The organism is Oleiphilus sp. HI0066 (assembly GCF_001635725.1).
In genome coordinates, this window is sequence record NZ_LWFH01001023.1 from 1 (window position 1) to 23,011 (window position 23,011).

Sequence of the window (23,011 nt, forward strand, 5' to 3'; positions counted from 1 at the left end):
GTGACACGCTCTGCACTGCGCACTTTTCGCATTTCAATCATACTGGGATATGACAAAAACATATGCGGAAATGGCTCAGAAACCAATGCCAACACGCGTACCCCAAAATTAACAAAGCCAGTTTTCAACAAGAATCGTGCTTTTAACAGAGAACCTTCATTTAAAAGATCTTTCAATGCCTTTTCAGGTAAAGACACGATTAAAGCCGTATCTTTTTCAACACCAATTAAACGTACCTGCTCACGACGAGCTGGGGCTGCCAAATCTAAAGTAAGCGGCATACCAGTAGGAACACGTAAATCACTGAAACTCAATTTTTCAGGATATCTTTGTTGAACAACTGTCTGCACGGCAGCATCACCTCTCTGTGAATTTGGCGCCAAAGAAAAATTTATTTGATATTGAACCCTAGACTTTTGAACTTCGAAAACAACTCAGAATCACCCTGTTTTAATTGAATTTTCACACCAGAAAACTCGCGACGACAACGGTAATTTTTTCTTAGAGCATCAAAGCCCTTGGTACGTTCAGGCTCAGTTCCTTGCAACACACGCATCAACTGCCCCGAATCATGACGGACATCGAAACAAGCTCGAATCGCCGTGTGTAGACACCAATTAGTATCAGCATTTGAAGTAAATGACATTCTCGATAAAGGCGGTTCTTCCAAGAACTGACCAAGGGAATGCCTAGTGGGTAGCCCTAATAAATGACAAACTGATTGATAGATACGCTCTGTTCCGGAGACTTTTCCGTCGAAACTATAACCTGCGATATGAGGTGTCCCTAAATACACCATCTTTGCTAATTCAACATCAATATTTGGCTCGTTTTCCCAAACGTCTAAGATCACCGTGGGCGGGTTATCTTGGCTTAGGCGCTTCTTCAATGCCGATTCACGAATCACTCCACCTCGAGCAGTATTGATCAACACTTGCGAGCCGTTCAAAACGTCTAACTGCGCCTCATCGATCATGTAACGCGTCGGATATTCGGCATGATCTGTCAAAGGCACATGAAGACTCACCACATCACATTCGAGCACTTCTTCTAAAGTATTGAAGCTTCGCGTATCAGAACTAACAAACGGGTCATAAACGCAGGTCTTAACGCCCAGTTTACGTAGTTTTTTATCAAGTAAACTACCGACATTTCCATAACCAACAATACCTACCGATGTATGCTCATAATCAACGTCATGCGTATCAGCAAGAATTGAAATACAACTCAATATGTATTCGACAACGGAGTTAGCATTTGCGCCGGGCGCACTCGCAAATCGAATATTATTGTTTGATAAGAAATCGGTATCGACATGGTCAATGCCCGCCGTGCACGAGCCGACGAATCGAACCTTGCTGCTGGCCAAGAGTTCTTCATTCACCGCAGTCACGGACCGCACTAAAAGAATATCGGCGTCCTTTAAATCTGCGTTTGTAATTTCTCGTCCAGGCATCGCCTGTAGTTGACCCAGGTCGCTAAAAAAGCGACCTAGAAGAGGAATATTTTCATCAGCGACGATCTTCAAAAGCACCTCAGTACTGGCCAAGATCAACCAGCAATGTATTAACTATTATTTTTATCGAGTAGATGTGCAGGATATTCGCAGTTTAACTTCATGCCAATATATTGTTCTAACTCAGGCAACAAAAATGCATCATCTTCGCAGGCAAAAGAGATAGAAACTCCTGTTTCGTTCGCGCGTCCAGTTCGGCCGATACGATGCACATAATCTTCAGGATCATCCGGAAGATTATAGTTAAATACATGACTCACGCCGTCAACATGAATACCGCGTCCTGCTACATCCGTAGCAACTAAAATCTCAATACTTCCGTTTTTAAACTGCTCGAGTGTTTTAATACGCTTATGCTGAGGAACCTCTCCAGACAGCAAAGCGGCTTTGATACCCTTCGCTTTTAGAGCAGCCTCTAAACGTCTTGTTTCATCGCGACGGTTACCAAAAATAATGGCGCGACGCACATCATTTTGATCGATGTATCGACAAATAATTTCTAGCTTCTCATCAGAAGAAACCATAAATATCTTCTGATCAACCTTTTCAGTCGTTAGCTGCTCTGCTTCAATTTCTATATGTATTGGATTGCGCGTCCAACGCTGACATAAATTCAAGACATCTTGATTAAACGTCGCACTAAACAACAAGGTTTGTCGACGATCAACCTTCGGACAACGACCAAGAATGCGCTTCACATCTGGAATAAAGCCCATATCGAGCATTCGATCCGCTTCATCAATCACTAATGTGTCGACTTGATCGAGATACAGATCACCGCTGTTAAGGAAATCAATAAGACGACCTGGCGTCGCCACCAAAATATCAATCACGTTGTTTCTGACAAAATCGCGTTGCTTTTGGTAATCAATGCCACCTAAAACAGAGTAAATATTTAAACCGGCATATTTCGTCAGCGCCTTTGCATCTTTTTCAATTTGAAGGGCTAGCTCGCGCGTTGGAGCAAGAATAAGTGCACGTGGTTCACTCGCATATCGTTCTTCAGAAGGAATACGGCGCAGCATCAAATCGTTAATAATGGTGATTAAAAACGCCGCTGTCTTACCGGTACCAGTTTGTGCTTTACCAATAAAGTCATGGCCTTGAAGTGTGTACGGTAAAGATGCAGCTTGAATCTCACTACAATACTGATACTTCAAATCAGCAATTGCGTGCAGCAATTCATTCTCAAGATTTAAATCATGGAACCTCGTCTTGCCCTCAGCAGGGTCGACTTTATATTGGGAAGGGTTCCACGCTGGCTCAGGCGTTTTAGTCTTAGCACGTTGATTAGAGGAGCGTTGATTACTCTTAGGCTTACCTGTCTTTTGCGAGGCCTTTGCTTTAGATGAACTAGAGCGCGGTTTCTGCTGCGACTCTTGTTTATTTTCAGGGGAGGTTTTTGACTTAAAAAGGCCACCAAACATGCTTTAAAACGCCTACATAAAATAATTCAATAACACTGATCACGGGTGTGTGCCGTTCAATGGCCGAACACTATAACAGATCGCTTTCTACATAACTGCTTAAATTTAAATAGCAGGTCTGAGGTTTAAACACGGCATTTAGTGCTTCTGCGAATTTAGCCGCCCTATCAGGTAAGCCCTCCACGAGATACTTTATCGTTTGTTCTTGCACATCTGCTACGAAAGCACTGCTTGGCCGACATAAAGGGTCGTTCGCATTGTCTGCCGAAAGACGAAAACGAAATCCTGCTGCACAACATAAAATTCGCTCCAAGGCTTGAGGTTTTACCTCAACCCGCTCAAAGACAGATTGCTGCGCTTCATCGCGACCATCGGGCTCATACCAATAGCCATAATCTAATTGAGTACGCCGTTCTTTGCCGGCGATACACCAATGCGCGACCTCATGCATTACGCTGGCAGGATAGTCACTTCGAGAAAAAATGCGAGATTTAGCACTCACTGCAATACCTTCACCGCCCGAGAAACTCGCAGTCATTTGTGCGGGAACGTAATAAGGCTCAGAAGCCCCTATCACAACTACTGTATTTTCAGTTTCTTCGAATTGCCGATTGAAGATTTCACTGAAATTTTGTGCACTAACGCAGTCAATCATATGTCGTGGTTTACTAATAATTAGAGCCAGTTCTAATAAAGCGCGGTATCATAGCCGATTCTATTGCGCCTCTTAAGTTTCAATTGGAACCTTTTGCATTATTTGTGTTCGTATTGGCGTTGAATATTTTCTGGGAACATCAAGTGGTTATGATAAAAACAGCACGTCGCATACTCGACTCACACATTAAAGCTCGTTTATGGACTCTGTTACTCCTCTCTTTTTCAGTATTTTCTAGTGCTGCTAATGCTTCCTTCAATTTTGATTTAGATTCAGACGGCTTTGGCGCAAGCAATTCGCAATTTTTACCCGTTGACGAGGCATTTATTTTTGATGTTCAAGTGACATCTAAAGGGCTCAGAACATCTTGGAAAATTACCGAAGGCTATTATTTATACCAAAGCAAAATCGAGGTCAGCCTACTAGATTCCAACGCGACACTCGGCACACCTAATTTTTCAGACTCAGGGATTGAAGAGAACGACCCCTATTTCGGGATGACACGTGTTGTGTACAACGAACTTCAAATGGAATTACCAGTCACGCTCATTAGCGATGCTAAAGAAACGGAAATCAAAATCACTTACCAAGGCTGCGCTGTCGCTGGCCTATGCTATCCACCGCAAGCAAAGACAGTACTCTACTTTCCCGTAGAAAATGCACCGGCCCCAGTGCTCGAAGACATCGAAGCACAAATCAAGGCAAAATCACTAAGTTTAAGTACAGACGATGCTTCTTCGATATTCTCATTCATGCAGGAGAACTCTGCCTTAGCAACAGCAGCTATATTCTTTTTGCTTGGCCTCGGATTAACCTTTACGCCCTGCGTACTGCCGATGATTCCGATTATCACAACGATTGTGGCTGGCAATAATCAAAGCTCGCAAAAAAATTGGGGGCGCAATTTTAGTCTCGCATTGTCGTATGTCGCTGGCATGGCACTCACCTACGCAGCTTTCGGCCTAACAGTCGGCTTATTAGGTGCAAGCGCGAACCTTCAAGCAACAATGCAAAGCCCGATTGTTCTTATCTTTTTTGCGATTGTATTCATAGCACTCGCTGCGGCGATGTTTGGACTATATGAACTGCAACTCCCAGCTTTTCTTCGTGATCGACTACAGAACCAGAGCGCTAAACTGAGCGGCGGAAAAATAGCGAGTGTTTTCTTCATCGGCGCCCTATCTGCCCTACTGGTATCGCCATGCGTGTCTGCTCCCCTTGCCGGCGCTCTCATTTATATCAGTACAAGCAATGATGCTGGACTTGGTTTTGTGTCGCTATTTAGTTTAGGGCTTGGCATGGGCGTTCCGTTGATTATTGTGGCAGTAGGTGGTGCGCGTTTTATTCCGAAAGCAGGCGCTTGGATGAACTACAGCAAGTTTATCTTTGGCATGCTATTGCTTGGCGTTGCAGTTTGGCTAATCAACCGTCTCGTTCCAGGAAACATAGGTTTAGCACTCTGGGGCGTTCTTTCTGTCGGTGCCGCGATATACGTATTTACTCAAAGAACACACAAAATTCATACCCGCGCCATCAAATACACTTTGGGTTCGCTACTGTTGCTGATCGGTGCGCTCTGGCTATTTGGAGCAATTAAAGGATCGAATGATCCTATGCGACCGCTTACCAGTGCAGTTCTGAGTGAAAGTAAGCTCCCGTTTATCAAGGTCTACTCTTTAAAAGATCTTCAAAACGAGCTAGAAAATGCAAAACTTGCTGGCAAGCCTGCTTTTGTAGACATATATGCCGACTGGTGTATTAGCTGCATCATTATGGAAAGAGACGTCTTTCCGCAACAAGATATTGCCGACAAGCTTGGTCAGTATTACCTCATCAAAGCAGACATGACTAAAAATGATGCAGGCAACATTGCATTGATGGAAAAATACGAAATATTTGGCCCGCCTTCTTATCTGTTTTTCGATACAAATCAAAACGAAATGAAGCAACTTAGAGTTGTTGGTGAAATTGGGAAGAAGCGTTTCCAAGAGCGATTAAATCGAGCTCTTGGAAATTCAGAATGAATTCGTCATTAGCACTACCCATCGCCGCAATTATTGGCGGTGAAATCTGTTTTGCCATCATGGGGGCGCTTATAAAATATATGAGCGCCGACCTGAGTACAGAAACCATTGTGTTTTTCCGCAACTCCCTCGCGCTCATTATCATCATCCCATTGATCATTCATCAGTTTGGCTTTACAGGTTTTAAAAGCCAGCAAATGCATCTGCACTTAGTGCGTGGTTTGATAGGTGTCAGTGCAATGAGCTGCTTCTTTTATATTTTGGGCCGCATGCACTTTACCGAGGCGATTCTTTTAAAACTGTGCACACCGTTTTTTATCCCATTGATCGCAGCATTGTGGCTAAAAGAAATAAGTTCTGCAGCAACTTGGTTTGCCATCATTCTTGGTTTCATAGGTGTGTGCATTATTAGTGAGCCTAAGCTTCAACAGAATATGTCAGCCACATTCGATGCGCTATCTCTGGTAGGAATTGGTTTGTTAGGTGCGTGTCTCGCGGCGTTGGCAAAAGTCACTATCCGTAAGATGGGCGGCGGAGAGCCCGCCTTGCGAACCGTGTTTTACTTCGGTTTGTTTGCGAGTTTAGCGTCGTTGCCGGTTGCGCTTCAGAACTGGTCAGAACCGTCTTTTAATCAGTTTACCTTGTTATTGACGCTTGCCGGAGTTGCCACATTAGGTCAATTACTCGTGACCTATGCCTACAAACGGGCAGAAGCCGGAAAAATAGGACAATACACCTACACGTCGCTGATCTTCACCGCTTACATTGGGTGGGCATTTTGGGGAGAGGCCATCACACTTGCAATATTCGTAGGTTCAGGATTTGTTGTCGCTGCGGGCCTTATCAACATGAAAGTGAAGTGATCACCCAACAATCAATTAACGTTATGCTTTTTGAATAAAATAGATAAAAGCTTTGTCTTCCTCGTGCTGCTCAAGCAGGGTGTGCCCTAAAAATCTGCAAAATTGAGGAATGTCTCGCGTAGTCGATGGATCTGTCGCGCGCACTTTTAATACTGCACCGCTTTCCATATCGGGCATTTTTTCATGCAGCAGCATGACCGGTTCCGGACACAATAATCCAGTAGCATCTAACTCTATATCACATTCCATATTCGTTTTTCTAAGCTATGATTTATACAGTGCATTTTAAACATTGATACAACGGAATAAAGTATGATTCGCGTAATAATTAATCGCTACATTGCTGAAACACTTGAAAAGAATTATGAAGATGCAGCACTTGAGGTGCTTGCAGCCTCAGTAAAAGCCCCCGGTTTTATCTCGGGAGAGTCCTTAAGTGATATCGAAAATCCTCGTCACCACGTCATTCTTTGCAAGTGGCGTAGTAAATTAGACTGGGATAAATGGTTCGAATCTTCCGAGCGAAAAGAAGCTATGTCTAAGCTTTCGCTGATGCTTGAAAGAGAAGAACACGTCACTCTTCTTGACTCCCGTCATTAAACCCCGCATCAGGGCTGAGGTTTCAGCTTTAGCCCTACAACTGTTCGCTTTTTGTTCATCTTTCTAAAGTTGAACTAAACTCTTGAGCGAAATCAATTTAGCGGCAGATTTGGTTGATTTTGCATAGTGCTACATTTATTCTTCGCGCCATCTAGGTTTTTGCCCTAGATCACAATGGCAAATAAACTAAGTGCTGATTTCCGACCAGCTTCTGAACGCTTTGATTCGAATTAAAGCAAGCCTCGAAAACGCAACTGAATGGATCTTCAATAATGAGCAACGAGATCAACCCAATCACTTACAACTATAAAGTTGTACGACAATTCGCCGTGATGACGGTGGTATGGGGAATTGTCGGCATGGCTGCAGGCGTATTTATCGCCGCTCAATTAGTTTGGCCGGAGTTAAACTTCGACAACCAATACTTGAGTTTTGGCCGTATTCGACCACTGCACACTAACGCGGTCATCTTCGCCTTTGGCGGTTCCGCATTGTTTGCAACATCGTTATACGTTGTACAGAGAACCTGTCAAGCACGTTTGATCTCAGACTCTCTCGCATCATTCGTATTCTGGGGCTGGCAAGCAGTTATTGTTGCAGCAGCAATAACTCTTCCAATGGGCTTCACTAGTACAAAAGAATATGCTGAGCTTGAATGGCCAATTGATATCTTAATTGCACTAGTATGGGTTTCTTACGCGATTTTATTCTTTGGCACTATCACTAAGCGCAAAACCAAACATATTTATGTTGCGAACTGGTTCTACGGTGGCTTCATCCTGACGGTTGCAGTACTCCATATCGGTAACAATTTGGCTATTCCAGTTACCTTTATGAAGTCGTACTCTATATACTCAGGCACAGTCGATGCAATGATGCAATGGTGGTACGGCCACAATGCAGTAGGTTTCTTCTTGACTGCAGGCTTTCTAGGAATAATGTATTACTTCGTTCCAAAACAAGCTGGACGACCTGTTTATTCTTACCGCTTATCTATTGTCCATTTTTGGGCCTTAATCTCGCTTTATGTTTGGGCTGGATCCCATCACCTTCACTACAGCGCACTTCCAGATTGGGCACAAACAGCCGGCATGGTTATGTCTCTTGTTCTTCTTGCTCCATCTTGGGGTGGCATGATCAATGGTATGATGACGCTATCTGGTGCTTGGGACAAACTACGAACTGACCCTATTCTACGCTTCCTTGTTGTATCACTTTCTTTCTACGGAATGTCGACATTTGAAGGTCCGATGATGGCGATTAAAACCGTGAATGCGCTATCACATAACACAGACTGGACTATTGGCCACGTTCACTCTGGAGCATTAGGCTGGGTAGCTATGATCTCGATCGGTGCAACATACCATCTAATCCCTCGCCTATTCGGTGTGAAAGAAATGTTCAGTATTTCATTGATCAACCTTCACTTCTGGCTAGCAACGGCTGGTACAGTTCTATATATCGCAGCGATGTGGGTTAACGGAATCATGCAAGGCTTAATGTGGCGTGCAGTCAATACCGATGGCACTCTCACTTATAGCTTTGTTGAATCTCTAGAAGCGAGCCATAATGGGTATGTCGTCAGATTAATCGGCGGAGCTATCTTCCTGTCAGGCATGCTTATTATGGCCCTTAATGTTTGGCTAACTATTAGACAAACAAGTGCTAAAGCACTCGACTCAGTGCCAGCACAAGCTTAAGGAGAGCGATAGAATGAACCATGAAATAATTGAGAAAAACCTTGGCCTAATGATCCCATTAATCATTGTCGCAATAAGCTTTGGTTTCTTAGTGGAAGTTGTACCTCTTTTCTTTAACAAGGATATGAAAACACCTGTCGAGGGACTTAAGCCTTATACTGCGGTACAACTAGAAGGTCGTGACATATATATCCGTGAAGGGTGCCATACTTGTCACACACAAATGATTCGTCCGTTCCGCGCAGAAACAGAGCGTTATGGCCATTACTCAGTAGCTGGTGAATTTGTTTACGACCACCCATTTTTATGGGGGTCAAAGCGTACGGGTCCTGACTTAGCGCGTGTAGGCGGTCGCTATAGTGATGATTGGCACCGAGCTCATATGTACAACCCTCGAAATGTTGTACCTGAGTCTAAGATGCCAGCTTACCCTTGGCTGTTCACCGCTAAAATCGATCATAAGACAACACCTAAAAAAATGGAGGCTCTCCGTAAAGTTGGCGTCCCATACACTGATGAAGACATTGCAGGAGCTTCAGATGCAGTAAAAGGTAAGACTGAAATTGAAGCGCTTGTTGCTTACCTTCAAAACCTCGGTACGTTGATTGGGAACAAGTAAGCAAATAATGGATATAAATACGCTAAGGGGACTTTCGACAATATTAGTGATGATCGTCTTCGCAGGAATATGTTGGTGGGCTTTTAGTAATTCAAAGAAGAAAGACTTTGAAGATGCTTCCAACCTCCCATTTGACGATGAAGATATCGCTGAACGAACGTTGCGCGAAAAAGAGAGAGATAATCATGACTAGTTTCTGGAGCTTTTGGGTTTCAATAATCAGTTTAGGATCAATTTTCGGCTGCTTGTGGTTGATATACGTAACACGTAAGAGCCAAACCACTGACACTGAGACTGATCAAACAGTAGGTCACGCTTTCGATGGGATCGAAGAGCTTGATAACCCGTTACCTAAGTGGTGGCTATACATGTTCGTTGCAACCTGTGTATTCGCCCTCGCATACTATGTCCTCTACCCAGGACTAGGTAACTACAAAGGAATGCTATCGATTGAACTAGAAGAAGGCAGTGTGCCTTGGACTCAGGTCAATCAGTGGCAAAAAGAAGTTGAAGATGCTGAAGCTAAATATGGCCCAATCTTCGAAGCTTACGGCGCGACTCCAATTGAAGAATTAGCGCAAGACGCAGAAGCAATGAAAGTTGGTCAACGCTTGTTTGCCAATAACTGTGCAGTTTGCCACGGTTCAGCAGCACGCGGCGGTATCGGCTTCCCTAACCTAACAGACGATGATTGGTTGTATGGCGGTTCAGCTGAAGCTATCAAAGCAACGCTAGTAAATGGCCGTATGGGCAACATGCCTGCTAGGGGTTTAAACCCCGACATGACCAATGCGCAGATCGATGACATGGTGCATTACCTGCTTGCATTTAGTGGTCGTAGTGATGACCAGGAAGCCGCAGAGCGTGGTGCAGCGATGTATCAAACTGCGTGTGCTGCATGTCATGGCCCTGATGCAAAAGGTAACCAAGCTATTGGCGCACCCAATCTAACTGACAATATTTGGTTATATGGTTCTACGCCTAAGCGTATGAAGCACACACTACTTTATGGTCGTGCTGGCGTAATGCCTGCTCAATCAGATCGTTTAAGCGAAGAGAAAATCCATCTTCTTACCGCTTACGTGATCAGTTTATCTCAAAAGTAAACGACACTCCTGAGCCCTTGTTTCGAAGGGCTCTACCATCAAAAAAGCCTATTTCGTCAGTATTTAACGCAACCAGTGAAGAGAGCGTATGTCGAATAAAATTCCAGTTAAAAACATAGAACCAGGCGCAGAAAAACTCGAAACTTATAGCAGCCCAACGGCACAAGACGGCGTCACAAAGACCGTCGAACTCTACGCTTCACGCAAAAAGATATACGTTAAGAAAATTACTGGTTTTTTCCACGGAATACGACGCTACACACTTTGGGCATTAATGCTCGCCTACTTCGCTATTTGCTGGATTTCCATTAACGGCCAACAGCTGGTACATTTCGATCTTCCAGAACGAAAATTCCATGTTTTCGGAATCACCTTTTGGCCTCAAGATTTCTTCTTACTGGCAGTCACGCTGATCATCTCTGCATTCGCACTATTTTTCGTGACGACTTTATTTGGTCGCCTTTGGTGTGGCTACACCTGTCCTCAAACCGCATGGACGTTTATCTTTATGTGGATTGAAGAAAAGGTAGAAGGCAGCAGAAATCAGCGCATGAAGCTAGATAAGTCCGACAACGACATCAGCAAGATCACCAAAAAAGGTATTAAACACCTTCTTTGGCTGTCGGTAGCATTCGGAACTGGCCTGACATTCGTGGGGTACTTTTACCCAATTAGAGAGCTTGTTCCTGACTTATTTACCTACTCTGCCAATGGCTGGGCAGTTTTCTGGATCGCATTCTTCACGCTCGCAACCTATATGAATGCAGGATGGTTACGAGAGCAGGTATGCCTTTACATGTGCCCTTATGCGCGTTTTCAGTCAGTGATGTATGACGACGATACACTTGCCGTAGCCTATGACGCTACGCGAGGAGATCCTCGCGGTAGCCGCAAGCGGAACTCAGATTACAAAGAACAGGGCCTTGGCGACTGTGTCGATTGCGGCATGTGTGTTCAAGTTTGTCCAACAGGCATAGACATAAGAGATGGCCTCCAATACGAGTGTATTGGCTGCGCACTCTGCATCGATGCTTGTGACTCCATCATGGAAAAAATGGAGTATCCGAAAGGGCTGATCAGTTATACCACTGAACACCGCTTACAAGGCAAAGAAAGTCATATATTGCGTCCTAAAGCGATCGCATATGGTGTATTGCTCATTATTATGACCGGCGCATTTTTCAACCATATTCTTGGACGAGTCCCCTTAGAGTTAGACGTTATTCGTGATAGAGGCTCGCTATTCCAACTAAATGGTCTTGGTCATATTGAAAACTCTTACACCCTTAAGATCGTCAATATGACGGACGAGACTCAGCGATTCGCGATTAAGGTCGATGGCATTCCTGAAGTTCGTCTCGCCACGCGATCAGAAATCACAGTGAAATCGGGTGAAGTGTATAGTTTGCCAACAATTGTTGAAGCAAAGCCATCACTACTCCCTAGTAGCAGTAACGAGATTAGTTTTACGGTAAACTCTCTCGATAACCCAGATCTAATAGCTCATTCCGAAAGCCGCTTCCTCGGCGCTCGCGAATGATTATGTAAACTTAGCCCGGAACCCTGATGTCGAGTCAAACAATCCAATCTAAACAGCCAGATCCAAAAAAACGAAACTGGCTGTATTTTATTATGTTCTTCCCTTTAGCTTCTGTATTTCTCAGTAGCATCATGATCTACCATGCAGTGAACGGTAAAGACTCACTCGTTAGTGACAACTATTACAAAGATGGGCTCGATATAAACCAAACGATTGGGCAAGATCGTCTAGCTAAAAAACTTGCTGTACGCGCCTATGTCAGTATTGACGCAGAAGGCAACGCGCTACTAGACTTGAAAAGTCTAGCCAAAACAAAAGAGCCTTTTGTTACGCTCAAACTTGTCCACCCTACTCTCGGAGAGAGAGATTCAGTGACAAAATTCTTACCTACCGCTGAAGGTCCGTATGTCGCAGAAGTACCTGAAAACCTTAGCGGAAACTGGTATCTCGATCTATATGCGCATGATGAGTCATGGAGAGTTCGTCAAAAAACCTCATTGCCAACAGAAAACTATTTGCTTGCACCCTAGCCATACCTGATGACAACACCCTGTTTTCACTGCGGTGAAGCGGTCCCTGCTGGCTTCTCCGCCACCTTAAAGATCAAAGGTAAGAACGAACCTTTTTGCTGTTATGGTTGCTTAGCCGTAGCAGAAGTGATCTCCCATGAAGGTCTCGATAATTTCTACGCTCACCGCACTGAATTCTCCCCCAAAGCTGAAGAATTGAAGCCCAGCGAATTAAAGCAACTAGAGCTTTATGATGACCCGCTATTACAAGAAGAGTTTGTGCAAGCTCACGATGGTGTATTGCAAACCTCTTTGAGTATTTCTGGCATTACCTGCGCAGCATGTATATGGCTATTAGAGCGCGATATTAATGCCATCGACGGTGTACTAAATTTTTCGATAAACCACAGTACACACAAAGCCTATATTGAGTGGGAGACACCCTGCCAATTAAGTGAAGTTCTTATTAAGGCTAGAAAACTCGGCTACAACGCTAAGCCTTACAGACATCATGAAGCAAAACTTGCGGCCTTAAGAGAGAAACGTATCACTGTATTTCGGATCGCTGTCGCGGGCATCGCTACGATGCAGAACATGATGTTCTCTATCCCTCTCTATTTGGGAATGTATAACGACCTCGACACGCAACTGATTTCGCTATTTCGATGGGTCAGCATGTTCATGGCCGCGCCAGTTGTTGCCTTTGCTTCACTCCCCTTTTACAGAGCCGCTATTCGCAGTCTCAAATCACGCAAACTAGGCATGGACATGCCTGTTTCATTTGCGATTATTATTGCGTTCTTAGCGAGCAGCTATACAACCATTACTACCGTCCCAACCTTAGAATCAGACGTATATTTTGATTCTGTTTCAATGTTTGCGTTCTTCCTTTTACTGGGTCGGTTCATTGAAATGCAGACACGCCATCGTTATTTAAATGATGATGTAGATATGGACCAACTGCTTCCAGAAACTGCCACATTGGTTGAAGGCGATAGTACAAAAAGCCTGGTATCTCAGCGTATTCAAGTCGGCGATATCATCCGCATTAAACAGGGCGAATTAGCCGCAGCAGATGGCTTAATCGAAAACGGCTCTACCAGGTTTGACGAATCCGCATTAACAGGCGAATTCTTGCCAATATATAAAGCGACGGGCGATGTTATTCATGCCGGTACCGCAAATATGGATAACACCATAGACATTCGAGTAACCGCCTCCGCGAAACAAAGCCGCTTATCATCAATCGTTAGGCTTATTGGGAAAGCTCAAGCTGCAAAACCAAGCACTCAAACGATTGCTGATAATCTTGCCTCGTATTTTGTTACCTTCGTACTGCTCGCCTGCGGTTTAACAGCGGTCTATTGGTGGAACATCGATTCTGACAGAGCCTTTGCAATTACCCTATCCGTCCTCGTCGTAACATGCCCTTGTGCCTTATCACTCGCCACACCGACTGCTTTGACCGGCGCAACATCAGCATTACGTAGACTTGGATTCTTGCTTACCAAGCATCATGCACTCGAAGCTATGTCCCAAGCGAATGATGTTATTTTTGATAAAACAGGGACACTCAGTGAAGGTCGTTTATCGATCTCTCACGTTCAGCTTGCCACTAACACTAACTTGGATAAAGAAACCGCGCTTATATTTGCAAGCGCGCTTGAGCGCCAAAGCGCCCACCCAATTGCCAAGGCATTTATTCAGCAGACAAGCAAAGAAGTCATCGACGCCAAGAATCATGTTGGTTTAGGCGTGAGCGGAATCATTGATGGCTCTCGCTATTTTATGGGCAGCGCTAGCTTTATCGGACAAAATACGTCTACGCTCGATAAACAAGAACTGCAACATCAACACGATGGACCTGTCGTATTTATGTCTGACGGCACTACATTAGTTGCTCGGTTTGAGCTCGAAGACACTCTAAGAGAAGAGGCAGCTGCCTGCATTGAAACGCTGCGTAAGCTGGGCAAAACCGTGCATATTTTAAGTGGCGACCAGCATCATTCAGTGAAACATGTCGCCGACACATTGAGTATCGAATCGTTCTTAGCTGAGCAATCGCCTGAACAAAAGCTGAACTACGTTGAGTCGCTGCAATCTGAAGGAAGAAAAGTGGCGATGGTCGGCGACGGCATCAACGATCTTCCCGTTTTGTCTCGCGCAAACCTATCTATTGCAATGGGCGGAGCGAGTGACTTAACTAAGCTCAATGCGGATGCCATTTTGTTAAACGAGCACCTCGTATCACTGGCTGACGCTTTCCAGTATTCACGCAGAACAAGAACAGTCATTATTCAAAATATTTGCTGGGCACTTGGCTATAACTTATGCATGCTGCCACTTGCAGTGGTCGGCCTCATTCCACCTTATTTTGCTGCGCTCGGCATGTCATTAAGCTCTTTAATTGTTGTATTTAACTCTATGCGCCTGCGAAAATAGCATCTCACTTAGTGCTGAATAAATCGTTATGGAAATTCTTTACATACTCATCCCTGTTTCTTTAATACTTGTGACGATCGCTATCTGGCTATTTGGCTGGGCAATTAAAAATGGACAGTATGATGACCTTGAAGGCCCTGGCCATAGCATCTTGTTTGATGATGATGAGCATATGATTCCTGGTCCAGACGACAAGCCAAAACAACAAAGCAAGGCACCTCAACACAACCAAGAAAAGGACGTATAGCCATCGAATATACCATCCTGCTAAGTGCATTCTTGCTTGGACTATTAGGTTCAGGCCATTGCTTTGGGATGTGCGGTGGACTCGCGTCTGCGCTTGGGCTCAATACCCCCCAGCATAATTATGTTTATAGCTATAATCTCGGACGATTAAGCTCATATACCTTCGCTGGCTTACTAGTCGGTGCGCTAGGATTTTGGTTCTCTGAATATCTCGGTGCACTGATGCTTTTGCGTATTGCGGCAGCGATCATGCTGATCCTAATGGGCTTATATCTAACTGGATGGCTCAATGCTCTACTTTTTACTGAGAAGCTTGGTGCCATTTTATGGCAAAAACTTAGACCGATTGGCAGTCGATTTTTACGGCCTCAGTCTCATAGGGCAGCGATAGCGCTTGGCGCTGTATGGGGCTGGCTACCATGCGGATTGGTATATTCTGGACTGATTTACGCGAGCACCCAAGGAACGCTCTCTGGCTCAGCAATGACAATGCTTGCATTTGGTTTAGGGACCTTACCTAGCATGCTAGGCGTCTCGGTAGCAGGCCAACGGTTATCTGCGATTTTAAATAGTCAGTGGTTTAGAAAAAGTGCTGGCATGACTCTTATCTGCTTCGGCGCCTGGTCGTTAGTTTCTAGTTTTTAAGATCATGGCTGATAAATTTCGATGACCTGTACGATGCTTTCATCTTGACTCGGGTTCGAGGAAGAAATCGTTTGCTCAGCCCCAAATTCATATGGTTTACGCGCTTCGGTACGATCAATTTTGAGCGTTTCAAAATCGAATAAATTTCTGTCTGCAAGCTGTGACGGTGCAACGTTTTGCAAAGAGCTAAATATCGACTCAATACGAGAGGGATGCTCCTTCTCCCAAGCTTGCAACATCGCTTTGATATTCTGACGTTGTAAGTTTTCTTGAGAGCCACACAAATTACACGGAATAATCGGATATTCCATAATATCTGCAAATTTAAGAATATCTTTCTCGCGACAATAGGCCAGAGGTCTTATAACGATATTTCGCCCATCATCAGACAACAATTTAGGCGGCATTGCAGAGAACTTCGAGCCATGAAACATATTCAAAAATAATGTTTCGACGATATCGTCCTTGTGGTGTCCTAATGCAATCTTAGTCGCCTTAATGTCCTCTGCGAATGAATACAAGGTCCCGCGACGAAGCCGTGAGCATAGACCACAGGTTGTTTTACCTTCTGGGATCTTAGACTTCACAACAGAATATGTGTCGCGATCCACAACATAGTATTCAATACCTAAGGATTCTAAATATTCAGGTAACACATGTTCTGGAAAACCCGGTTGTTTTTGATCCAAATTTACGGCGACAAGGTCAAAATCAATCGGAGCACTCTTTTGTAAGCTCATCAGAATAGTCAGCATTGTATAACTGTCTTTTCCTCCGGACAGACAGACCATGACCCTATCCCCAGCTTCAATCATGTTGAAGTCAATGATTGCTTTACCCATTCCGGCACGCAAGCGTTTTTGAAGCTTGTTGAATTCGTACTTGTCTGACCCTTCTAAGGACTTCATTTCTACTCCGATGACGAGCAAATACTCGATGCTACATGATTCAGTCGGCGCGAAGTATAAATGAAAACTGACCGAGTAAGTAAGCAAAGGTAAAGCTTGAAACAAAAAAAACAGCTCCCTTTCTGTTTAAAAAAGCACCAAATAAAACAACAGCTATACTCCGGAAAGATTTTAAGGGGGAGCACCATGTCGACTGATCATACCCAATCACCACAAACGCCTAATAACGATCAAAGTAGTGGTAGTAAAAATTTCATCACACGCTTTCTCGATACGGTTGAATTCCTTGGAAATTTACTCCCACACCCCGTTATTTTGTTCGCCATACTATGCGCTCTAGTCATCGTTATTAGCGGCGTCGCTGGGTATTTTGAACTTGCTGTGCTAGATCCACGGCCCGAGGGTAGCCGTGGTAGGTCTCCTTCAGGAATGATTGAAGTCGTCAGCCTGTTCAATATTGAAGGTCTTCAGCAAATCCTCACGCAGCTCGTTAAGAACTTTACAGGATTCACCCCACTCGGAACCGTGTTAGTTGCCCTGCTAGGTGTAGGGATAGCAGAGCGATCAGGCGTCATTTCGGCAGCAATGCGTAACTTGGTAATGGGTGCGCCCAAGAAGCTTGTGACGTTCGCTGTTGTACTAGCTGGCATCGTTTCGAACACAGCCGCTGAGCTTGGTTATGTGGTATTAATTCCTCTTTCTGCAATGATATTCGCATCTCTTGGTCGCCACCCCCTAGCCGGTCTTGCTGCCGCGTTTGCGGGTGTATCAGGCGGCTATAGCGCGAACCTTTTAATTGGAACAGTTGACCCACTTCTATCAGGCATCTCAGAGAAAGCAGCCCAACTTATTGACCCGAGTTATACGGTTGGGGCTGAGGCCAATTGGTACTTCATGATGGCCTCGACCGTTGTCATTTCTATTCTCGGCATGCTGATTACTGAGTACATCGTGGAGCCTCAACTAGGTCTGTATAACAAAGATGATGCATCACCTGAACACGTCGAAGAACTCGAGCAAGAGATGAATTCACATGCCGTAACCGATATTGAGCGCAAAGGTCTGAGAGTCGTCGGTATTTATACGCTCATCTTTGCGGGCGTTTTGGCTTCTACGATCGTTCCAGAAAATGGAATATTACGCCATCCTGAAACAGGACTTGTTGCAGGGTCTCCATTCTTAAAATCGATCTTAGCATTCATATTCATTTACTTTGCCTTAGCGGGCTTAGTGTACGGCAAGGTCGTTAAATCGATTACCAACTCGACTGATGTCGTTCACGCCATGAATCATGCTATGAACACAATGGGCGCATATATCGTTCTTGTTTTCTTCGCGGCGCAATTCGTTGCCTTCTTTAAGTGGACTAATCTAGGCGCGATCTTGGCCGTGCTCGGTGCACAGACCTTAGAAAGCTTAGGTTTAACCGGACCAATTCTATTCTTCTTCTTTATTGGCGTATGCGGGCTAATCAACCTGTCACTAGGTTCAGCATCGGCTCAATGGGCAGTCACGGCGCCTATATTCATCCCGATGTTAATGTTAGTTGGCTATTCACCAGAGGTTATTCAAGCGGCGTATCGTATCGGTGACTCGACAACCAATATTATTACACCAATGATGAGCTACTTCGGGCTAATACTCGCAGTTGCCGAGAAATACAAAAAAGACCTCGGAATCGGTACCCTCATATCGATGATGCTCCCCTACTCAGTTGTATTTATTACTGCATGGAGCCTGTTCTTCTACTTCTGGGTATTTATTATGGGATTCCCCGTTGGACCTGGCGCGCCAATCTACTACACCATGTAGCAAGCTTAATCATTAGGCACAGGACAAACTAAACGCACTAAGCTAGGCTGAAGAAATGGATATCTTCAGCTCTGTCACCTCCGCTATCGAAAAAGCTTTCACGATGAAAAGTGAGTGGCGAGAATACGACCTAATAAAATACCTCAAAGACAGCAATGATCTCGAGCTACCAAATATGGAGCTCAATCAAGCACTCAGCTTATTCAAAACGCATTTTTTAATTCGTCACGCACTTTATTCGCTTAAATCAAAATGGGCCAAAAATAAAAGCGCTCATCTTGAGATTGGAATAATCAATATCCAAAAATTTCCTTACATCACTCATAACGAAACAAGTGTAAGTAACAGCGATTTATTAGGTACGTACTATCTTGATCATGATAATTATTTCGATATGACAAAGGAAGAAATCTCATTATTACTAAACGGCTTCTGGCAACGTTTTAATAACCCTGATCAATCGGAAGAAGCTTATCAAGCATTAGGTTTGGAGATCGGCGCAAGCTACGCCGATATAAAACGAGCCTTTAAGAAAAAAGCACAAACAATGCATCCCGACAAAGGTGGGGACGAGCAAAAATTCAAAGAGCTCAGCAAAGCAAAAGATGAGCTTTTAAAAAGAACCACGCTCTAGGCCTTACACCGTTTTATAGTGAACGAACCCACGGCGTTTATAGTTGTCTAGCGCAGCAGGGTGATCGAAATTACAAGTATGAACCCATACGCGCTCGACACCATCCCAGGACCAAGCCTGTCGTACTGCATCTTCTAGAAAAGCAGTCCCAAATCCCTTACCTATAAAGTCAGGACTTAATCCAAAATACAATAGTTCAACGTTGCTACCGTCTTTGCGCAGCTCAAAGTAACCTAGAATCGCACCGTCTCTATAGGCCACCCAAGTACGAAGATTTGGGTCATTCACCAAATCAAACCATTGTTGATCTGTCCAAACCAAGCGATCAGTCCAATCCCACGCCTTTCCTACAAACGAATACAGGAATTGATTGAACGGTGCTTGGTTATGTTTTACTTCTTCCAATACATATTCGCTATCTGCAGTGGTCATTACATAAGCAGGCGGTGTATGCATCTCAAGATAGTAAACGATTTCTTCCATTAGTATTACGCCTGAATCGACGCCAAGATGCTCTCTAAAGCCTCTAATGGCGATTGAGCTTGCGTAATAGGCCTACCTATCACTAAGTAATCAGAGCCCGCTTCTAACGCTTGCTGAGGAGTCATAATACGCTTCTGATCGCCTTTATCAGCCGTTGCAGGACGAATCCCTGGCGTAACTAACTTAAACTCAGAACCTAACGACTGCTTTAACTGACTCGCTTCTTGAGATGAACATACCACGCCATCGAGACCAGAGTCTTTCGTTAAAGATGCCAAACGCATAACCTGCTCTAGCGGCGGAACATCTATCCCTACGCCGGCAAGATCCGCTTGCTCCATACTTGTCAGTACAGTCACGCCAATCAATAAGGGGCGACTTGAATAGGCACTCAACTTCTCAGCGCATGCTTCCATCATTCTTTGGCCACCGCTCGCATGCACATTTACCATCCATACGCCCATATCTGCCGCAACTCCAACCGCTTGAGCCGTGGTATTTGGAATATCATGAAACTTCAAATCTAAAAATACATCAAAGCCTAGACGATGTAAGTCTTCAACCACTTGCGGACCGCATCGGGTATACAACTCTTTCCCAACCTTCACACGACATAGTTTTGGGTCTAGCTGCTGCGCCAATTCAATCGCAGACTCTTTTGAAGGAAAATCAAGAGCGACCAAGATAGGCGAACTTACATTTGCATTAGTCATAAAAAACACACTATAGAAAATATTGAACTGTCATTGATATCGAGAGGATTATAACCGCTAGAAAGTGACAGGGTGATAAAACGAAAATTGGGCGGGAGGAAGTCTATCGAAGATCAAAAACTTCGACAATAAATAAGCGTTCTAAGAAAAATAAAACTCAGTTTTAAGCCTGCTTAGTGCGTTGAAGCTCGCGTTCAACCTTTAGCAATCTGCTCTTGATTGCAATGTTACTTGGTAATCTCACGAGATACCCAAACACGCCACCAAGGGAAAACATAATTAGCAGTGCAACACCAGCACTGACATCGATATTGCCTATCAAGTAATCGACGCTCAAGCGTTCACTATTAGATAAGGCAAACGCAACACCTAAAGCGACGAGTGCCGCGAGCAATATTACTTCAATGAGCAAAACTAGCTTAGACATGATGCGTAGCTCGACCTTTAATAACCATGCTTAAGGCTATCATTTACGATGTCACGCAGCTCTTTACCAGGCTTAAAATGCGGAACATGCTTTGCTTCAAGCGTAACGGACTCACCAGTTTTCGGGTTTCTGCCAACGCGTGGAGAACGATAGTGAAGCGAAAAGCTACCAAAGCCACGAATTTCAATACGCTGCCCTTCTGCGAGCGTCTCGGACATCAAATCTATTATTGTTTTTACCGCTAACTCTACATCCTTGACAGACAACTGAGTTTGCTTTGCGGCGATAATTTCTACCAATTCCGACTTAGTCATTGATTTTCCTTAATAAACAACGTCATTCTCAGTTTAGACAAGGAAAAACAAAAAACAAAAAAAAACGGGCACAAGGCCCGTTTTTTATATTATTTAACAAGCAGTTACTGGTTTTGCATCTGCTCTTTGATCAAATCACCGATCGTAGTTGGACCAGCTGATTCAATCTGCTTCTCACGAACTTCTTTCATCGCTTGCTTCTCATCGTCAATGTCTTTCGACTTAACAGACAAGTTGATCACGCGATTCTTACGATCAACGTTAATAATTTTCGCTTCTACTTCGTCGCCTTCTTTAAGCTGAGTCGTCAAATCTTCAACACGATCTTGGCTCATTTCAGATGCTTTCAAAGTTGCTTCAACGTCTGCTGCAAGTTCTACAACTGCTGCTTTCGCGTCTACAGACTTAACAGTACCTGTAACGATAGTGCCTTTGTCGTTCGCTTGAACGTATTCTGCGAATGGATCGCTATCAAGCTGCTTAACACCAAGAGAGATACGCTCACGCTCTGGGTCTACAGAAAGGATAACAGTTTCGATTTCGTCGCCTTTCTTGTAGTTACGAACAGCTTCTTCGCCTTGTTCCTGCCAAGAGATATCTGACAAGTGAACTAGACCGTCGATACCACCGTCAAGACCGATGAAGATACCGAAATCAGTGATAGACTTGATCTTACCGCTGATCTTATCACCCTTGTTGAAGTTACCTGAGAACTCTTCCCATGGGTTAGCGTGGCACTGTTTGATACCTAGAGAGATACGACGACGCTCTTCGTCGATATCAAGAACCATAACCTCAACTTCGTCGCCCAATTGAACAACTTTAGATGGGTGAATGTTCTTGTTAGTCCAATCCATTTCTGAAACGTGAACAAGACCTTCAACACCTTCTTCGATTTCTGCGAAGCAGCCGTAATCAGTAAGGTTAGTAACACGTGCAGTAACACGAGTGTTCTCTGGATAGCGCTCTTTGATTGATACCCATGGATCTTCACCCAACTGCTTAAGACCTAGAGAAACACGGTTGCGCTCACGGTCGAACTTAAGAACTTTAACGTTGATTTCGTCACCAACATTTACAATCTCGCTCGGGTGCTTAATGCGCTTCCAAGCCATATCTGTAATGTGAAGAAGACCGTCAACACCACCAAGATCTACGAACGCACCGTAGTCTGTAAGGTTCTTAACGATACCTTTAACTTCCATACCTTCAGCCATTGACTCAAGAAGAGCATCACGCTCTGCTGAATTTTCAGCTTCAAGTACTGCACGGCGAGAAACAACAACGTTGTTACGCTTTTGGTCAAGCTTGATAACTTTAAACTCAAGCTCTTTGCCTTCAAGGTGCAATGTGTCACGAACTGGACGAACGTCAACTAGAGAACCAGGTAGGAATGCACGAACAGATTTAAGGTCAACAGTAAAGCCGCCTTTAACTTTACCGTTGATGATACCTTTAACGATCTCTTCAGCTTCGAATGCTTTCTCAAGATCTTTCCATGCTTCAGCACGCTTCGCTTTCTCACGTGAAAGTTGCGTTTCGCCAAAGCCGTTTTCTACAGCATCAAGTGCTACGTCAACAGTGTCACCAACTGCTAGTTCAACTTCACCAGCTTCGTTTACGAACTGTGAAAGAGGGATAACGCCCTCTGATTTCAAGCCTGCGTTAACTGTAACCCAATCGCTATCGATGTCTACAACCACGCCTTTAACGATCGACCCTGGGGTCATATCGATCTCTTTTAGGCTCTCTTCAAATAAATCTGCAAAGCTCTCGCTCATTACATTTCCTGTATATGATTCTCCGTACCACCAGTTAATACGGTCTA

Annotated in this window: 25 protein-coding genes; 14 read left to right on the forward strand and 11 right to left on the reverse strand. The window is 44.3% G+C overall.

The annotated features are described in order from the left end of the window. The 4 genes from A3738_RS12170 to A3738_RS12185 all read right to left on the reverse strand — a co-directional run. The coding region (locus A3738_RS12170; protein WP_156504232.1) for a flagellar brake protein at positions 1 to 350 on the reverse strand (350 nt) is incomplete at its 3' end. Between the two features lie 41 nt (positions 351 to 391). Beyond that, positions 392 to 1,534 carry a 4-phosphoerythronate dehydrogenase gene (locus A3738_RS12175; protein ID WP_231876636.1) on the reverse strand — a complete coding sequence of 381 codons (1,143 nt, stop codon included), beginning with the start codon at positions 1,532 to 1,534 and terminating at the stop codon, positions 392 to 394. A gap of 32 nt (positions 1,535 to 1,566) precedes the next feature. Beyond that, on the reverse strand, positions 1,567 to 2,943 hold the full coding sequence (locus tag A3738_RS12180; RefSeq protein ID WP_068476972.1) for a DEAD/DEAH box helicase: 1,377 nt from the start codon (positions 2,941 to 2,943) through the stop codon (positions 1,567 to 1,569). A 70-nt stretch (positions 2,944 to 3,013) separates the two neighbouring features. Next, a complete protein-coding gene (locus A3738_RS12185) occupies positions 3,014 to 3,598 on the reverse strand; it encodes an elongation factor P hydroxylase (protein ID WP_068473209.1) in 585 nt (194 codons plus the stop codon). A gap of 149 nt (positions 3,599 to 3,747) precedes the next feature. Between A3738_RS12185 and dsbD the strand changes: the two genes are divergently transcribed. Together dsbD and A3738_RS12195 are read left to right on the forward strand one after the other, a co-directional pair. After that, positions 3,748 to 5,622, forward strand: a complete 1,875-nt coding sequence (gene dsbD / locus A3738_RS12190) for a protein-disulfide reductase DsbD (RefSeq protein ID WP_068502376.1) — start codon at positions 3,748 to 3,750, stop codon at positions 5,620 to 5,622. Further along, positions 5,619 to 6,485, forward strand: coding sequence for a DMT family transporter (locus A3738_RS12195; protein WP_068476974.1), 867 nt, complete (start codon positions 5,619 to 5,621; stop codon positions 6,483 to 6,485). The genes dsbD and A3738_RS12195 overlap by 4 nt, the downstream gene beginning before the upstream one ends. A gap of 21 nt (positions 6,486 to 6,506) precedes the next feature. Here the strand turns inward: A3738_RS12195 and tusA are convergent, their stop codons facing one another. Further along, positions 6,507 to 6,734, reverse strand: coding sequence for a sulfurtransferase TusA (gene tusA, locus A3738_RS12200; RefSeq protein ID WP_068476977.1), 228 nt, complete (start codon positions 6,732 to 6,734; stop codon positions 6,507 to 6,509). A gap of 63 nt (positions 6,735 to 6,797) precedes the next feature. Here tusA and A3738_RS12205 point away from each other — a divergent pair, with 63 nt between their 5' ends. From A3738_RS12205 to A3738_RS12250, 10 genes are all read left to right on the forward strand, one after another. Then, a complete protein-coding gene (locus A3738_RS12205; protein WP_068475457.1) occupies positions 6,798 to 7,085 on the forward strand; it encodes an antibiotic biosynthesis monooxygenase in 288 nt (95 codons plus the stop codon). 272 nt (positions 7,086 to 7,357) lie between these two features. Then, positions 7,358 to 8,785, forward strand: a complete 1,428-nt coding sequence (gene ccoN / locus A3738_RS12210; RefSeq protein ID WP_068476979.1) for a cytochrome-c oxidase, cbb3-type subunit I — start codon at positions 7,358 to 7,360, stop codon at positions 8,783 to 8,785. Positions 8,786 to 8,798: 13 nt separating this feature from the next. Next, positions 8,799 to 9,404 carry a cytochrome-c oxidase, cbb3-type subunit II gene (ccoO, locus tag A3738_RS12215; protein WP_068476981.1) on the forward strand — a complete coding sequence of 202 codons (606 nt, stop codon included), beginning with the start codon at positions 8,799 to 8,801 and terminating at the stop codon, positions 9,402 to 9,404. 7 nt (positions 9,405 to 9,411) lie between these two features. Next, complete coding sequence (locus A3738_RS12220; RefSeq protein WP_068476983.1) at positions 9,412 to 9,597, forward strand: CcoQ/FixQ family Cbb3-type cytochrome c oxidase assembly chaperone; 186 nt, start codon at positions 9,412 to 9,414, stop codon at positions 9,595 to 9,597. Beyond that, positions 9,590 to 10,510 (forward strand): cytochrome-c oxidase, cbb3-type subunit III, encoded by a 921-nt coding sequence (gene ccoP / locus A3738_RS12225; RefSeq protein ID WP_068476985.1) that lies wholly within the window; start codon positions 9,590 to 9,592, stop codon positions 10,508 to 10,510. The genes A3738_RS12220 and ccoP overlap by 8 nt, the downstream gene beginning before the upstream one ends. A gap of 88 nt (positions 10,511 to 10,598) precedes the next feature. Then, positions 10,599 to 12,050, forward strand: coding sequence for a cytochrome c oxidase accessory protein CcoG (ccoG, locus tag A3738_RS12230; RefSeq protein ID WP_068476987.1), 1,452 nt, complete (start codon positions 10,599 to 10,601; stop codon positions 12,048 to 12,050). A 26-nt stretch (positions 12,051 to 12,076) separates the two neighbouring features. Next, positions 12,077 to 12,580, forward strand: a complete 504-nt coding sequence (locus A3738_RS12235; RefSeq protein ID WP_068476893.1) for a FixH family protein — start codon at positions 12,077 to 12,079, stop codon at positions 12,578 to 12,580. A gap of 9 nt (positions 12,581 to 12,589) precedes the next feature. Continuing rightward, entirely contained in the window at positions 12,590 to 15,001 is a 2,412-nt protein-coding gene (locus A3738_RS12240) for a heavy metal translocating P-type ATPase (RefSeq protein WP_068502364.1), read from the forward strand. Between the two features lie 28 nt (positions 15,002 to 15,029). Beyond that, positions 15,030 to 15,248, forward strand: coding sequence for a cbb3-type cytochrome oxidase assembly protein CcoS (ccoS, locus tag A3738_RS12245; RefSeq protein WP_068475695.1), 219 nt, complete (start codon positions 15,030 to 15,032; stop codon positions 15,246 to 15,248). Between the two features lie 32 nt (positions 15,249 to 15,280). Further along, positions 15,281 to 15,892, forward strand: a complete 612-nt coding sequence (locus A3738_RS12250; protein ID WP_197472427.1) for a sulfite exporter TauE/SafE family protein — start codon at positions 15,281 to 15,283, stop codon at positions 15,890 to 15,892. Between the two features lie 2 nt (positions 15,893 to 15,894). On the opposite strand, the gene ttcA is transcribed toward A3738_RS12250, so the two are convergent. Beyond that, positions 15,895 to 16,800 (reverse strand): tRNA 2-thiocytidine(32) synthetase TtcA, encoded by a 906-nt coding sequence (gene ttcA, locus A3738_RS12255; protein WP_068477149.1) that lies wholly within the window; start codon positions 16,798 to 16,800, stop codon positions 15,895 to 15,897. Between the two features lie 186 nt (positions 16,801 to 16,986). On the opposite strand from ttcA, the gene A3738_RS12260 reads away from it, so the two are divergent. Both A3738_RS12260 and A3738_RS12265 read left to right on the forward strand, forming a co-directional pair. Continuing rightward, entirely contained in the window at positions 16,987 to 18,612 is a 1,626-nt protein-coding gene (locus tag A3738_RS12260; protein WP_068502368.1) for an AbgT family transporter, read from the forward strand. A gap of 103 nt (positions 18,613 to 18,715) precedes the next feature. Continuing rightward, a complete protein-coding gene (locus tag A3738_RS12265) occupies positions 18,716 to 19,246 on the forward strand; it encodes a DNA-J related domain-containing protein (protein WP_231876638.1) in 531 nt (176 codons plus the stop codon). 3 nt (positions 19,247 to 19,249) lie between these two features. On the opposite strand, the gene A3738_RS12270 is transcribed toward A3738_RS12265, so the two are convergent. From A3738_RS12270 to rpsA, 5 genes are all read right to left on the reverse strand, one after another. Next, positions 19,250 to 19,729: a GNAT family N-acetyltransferase gene (locus A3738_RS12270; protein ID WP_068476997.1), complete on the reverse strand. Its 480-nt coding sequence runs from the start codon at positions 19,727 to 19,729 to the stop codon at positions 19,250 to 19,252. Positions 19,730 to 19,734: 5 nt separating this feature from the next. After that, positions 19,735 to 20,442 (reverse strand): orotidine-5'-phosphate decarboxylase, encoded by a 708-nt coding sequence (gene pyrF, locus A3738_RS12275; protein WP_068476999.1) that lies wholly within the window; start codon positions 20,440 to 20,442, stop codon positions 19,735 to 19,737. 163 nt (positions 20,443 to 20,605) lie between these two features. Beyond that, positions 20,606 to 20,869 carry a LapA family protein gene (locus A3738_RS12280; RefSeq protein WP_068477001.1) on the reverse strand — a complete coding sequence of 88 codons (264 nt, stop codon included), beginning with the start codon at positions 20,867 to 20,869 and terminating at the stop codon, positions 20,606 to 20,608. A gap of 17 nt (positions 20,870 to 20,886) precedes the next feature. Beyond that, complete coding sequence (locus A3738_RS12285) at positions 20,887 to 21,183, reverse strand: integration host factor subunit beta (protein ID WP_068477003.1); 297 nt, start codon at positions 21,181 to 21,183, stop codon at positions 20,887 to 20,889. A gap of 104 nt (positions 21,184 to 21,287) precedes the next feature. After that, on the reverse strand, positions 21,288 to 22,964 hold the full coding sequence (gene rpsA, locus A3738_RS12290) for a 30S ribosomal protein S1 (protein WP_068477005.1): 1,677 nt from the start codon (positions 22,962 to 22,964) through the stop codon (positions 21,288 to 21,290). Between the last annotated feature and the right edge of the window lie 47 nt (positions 22,965 to 23,011).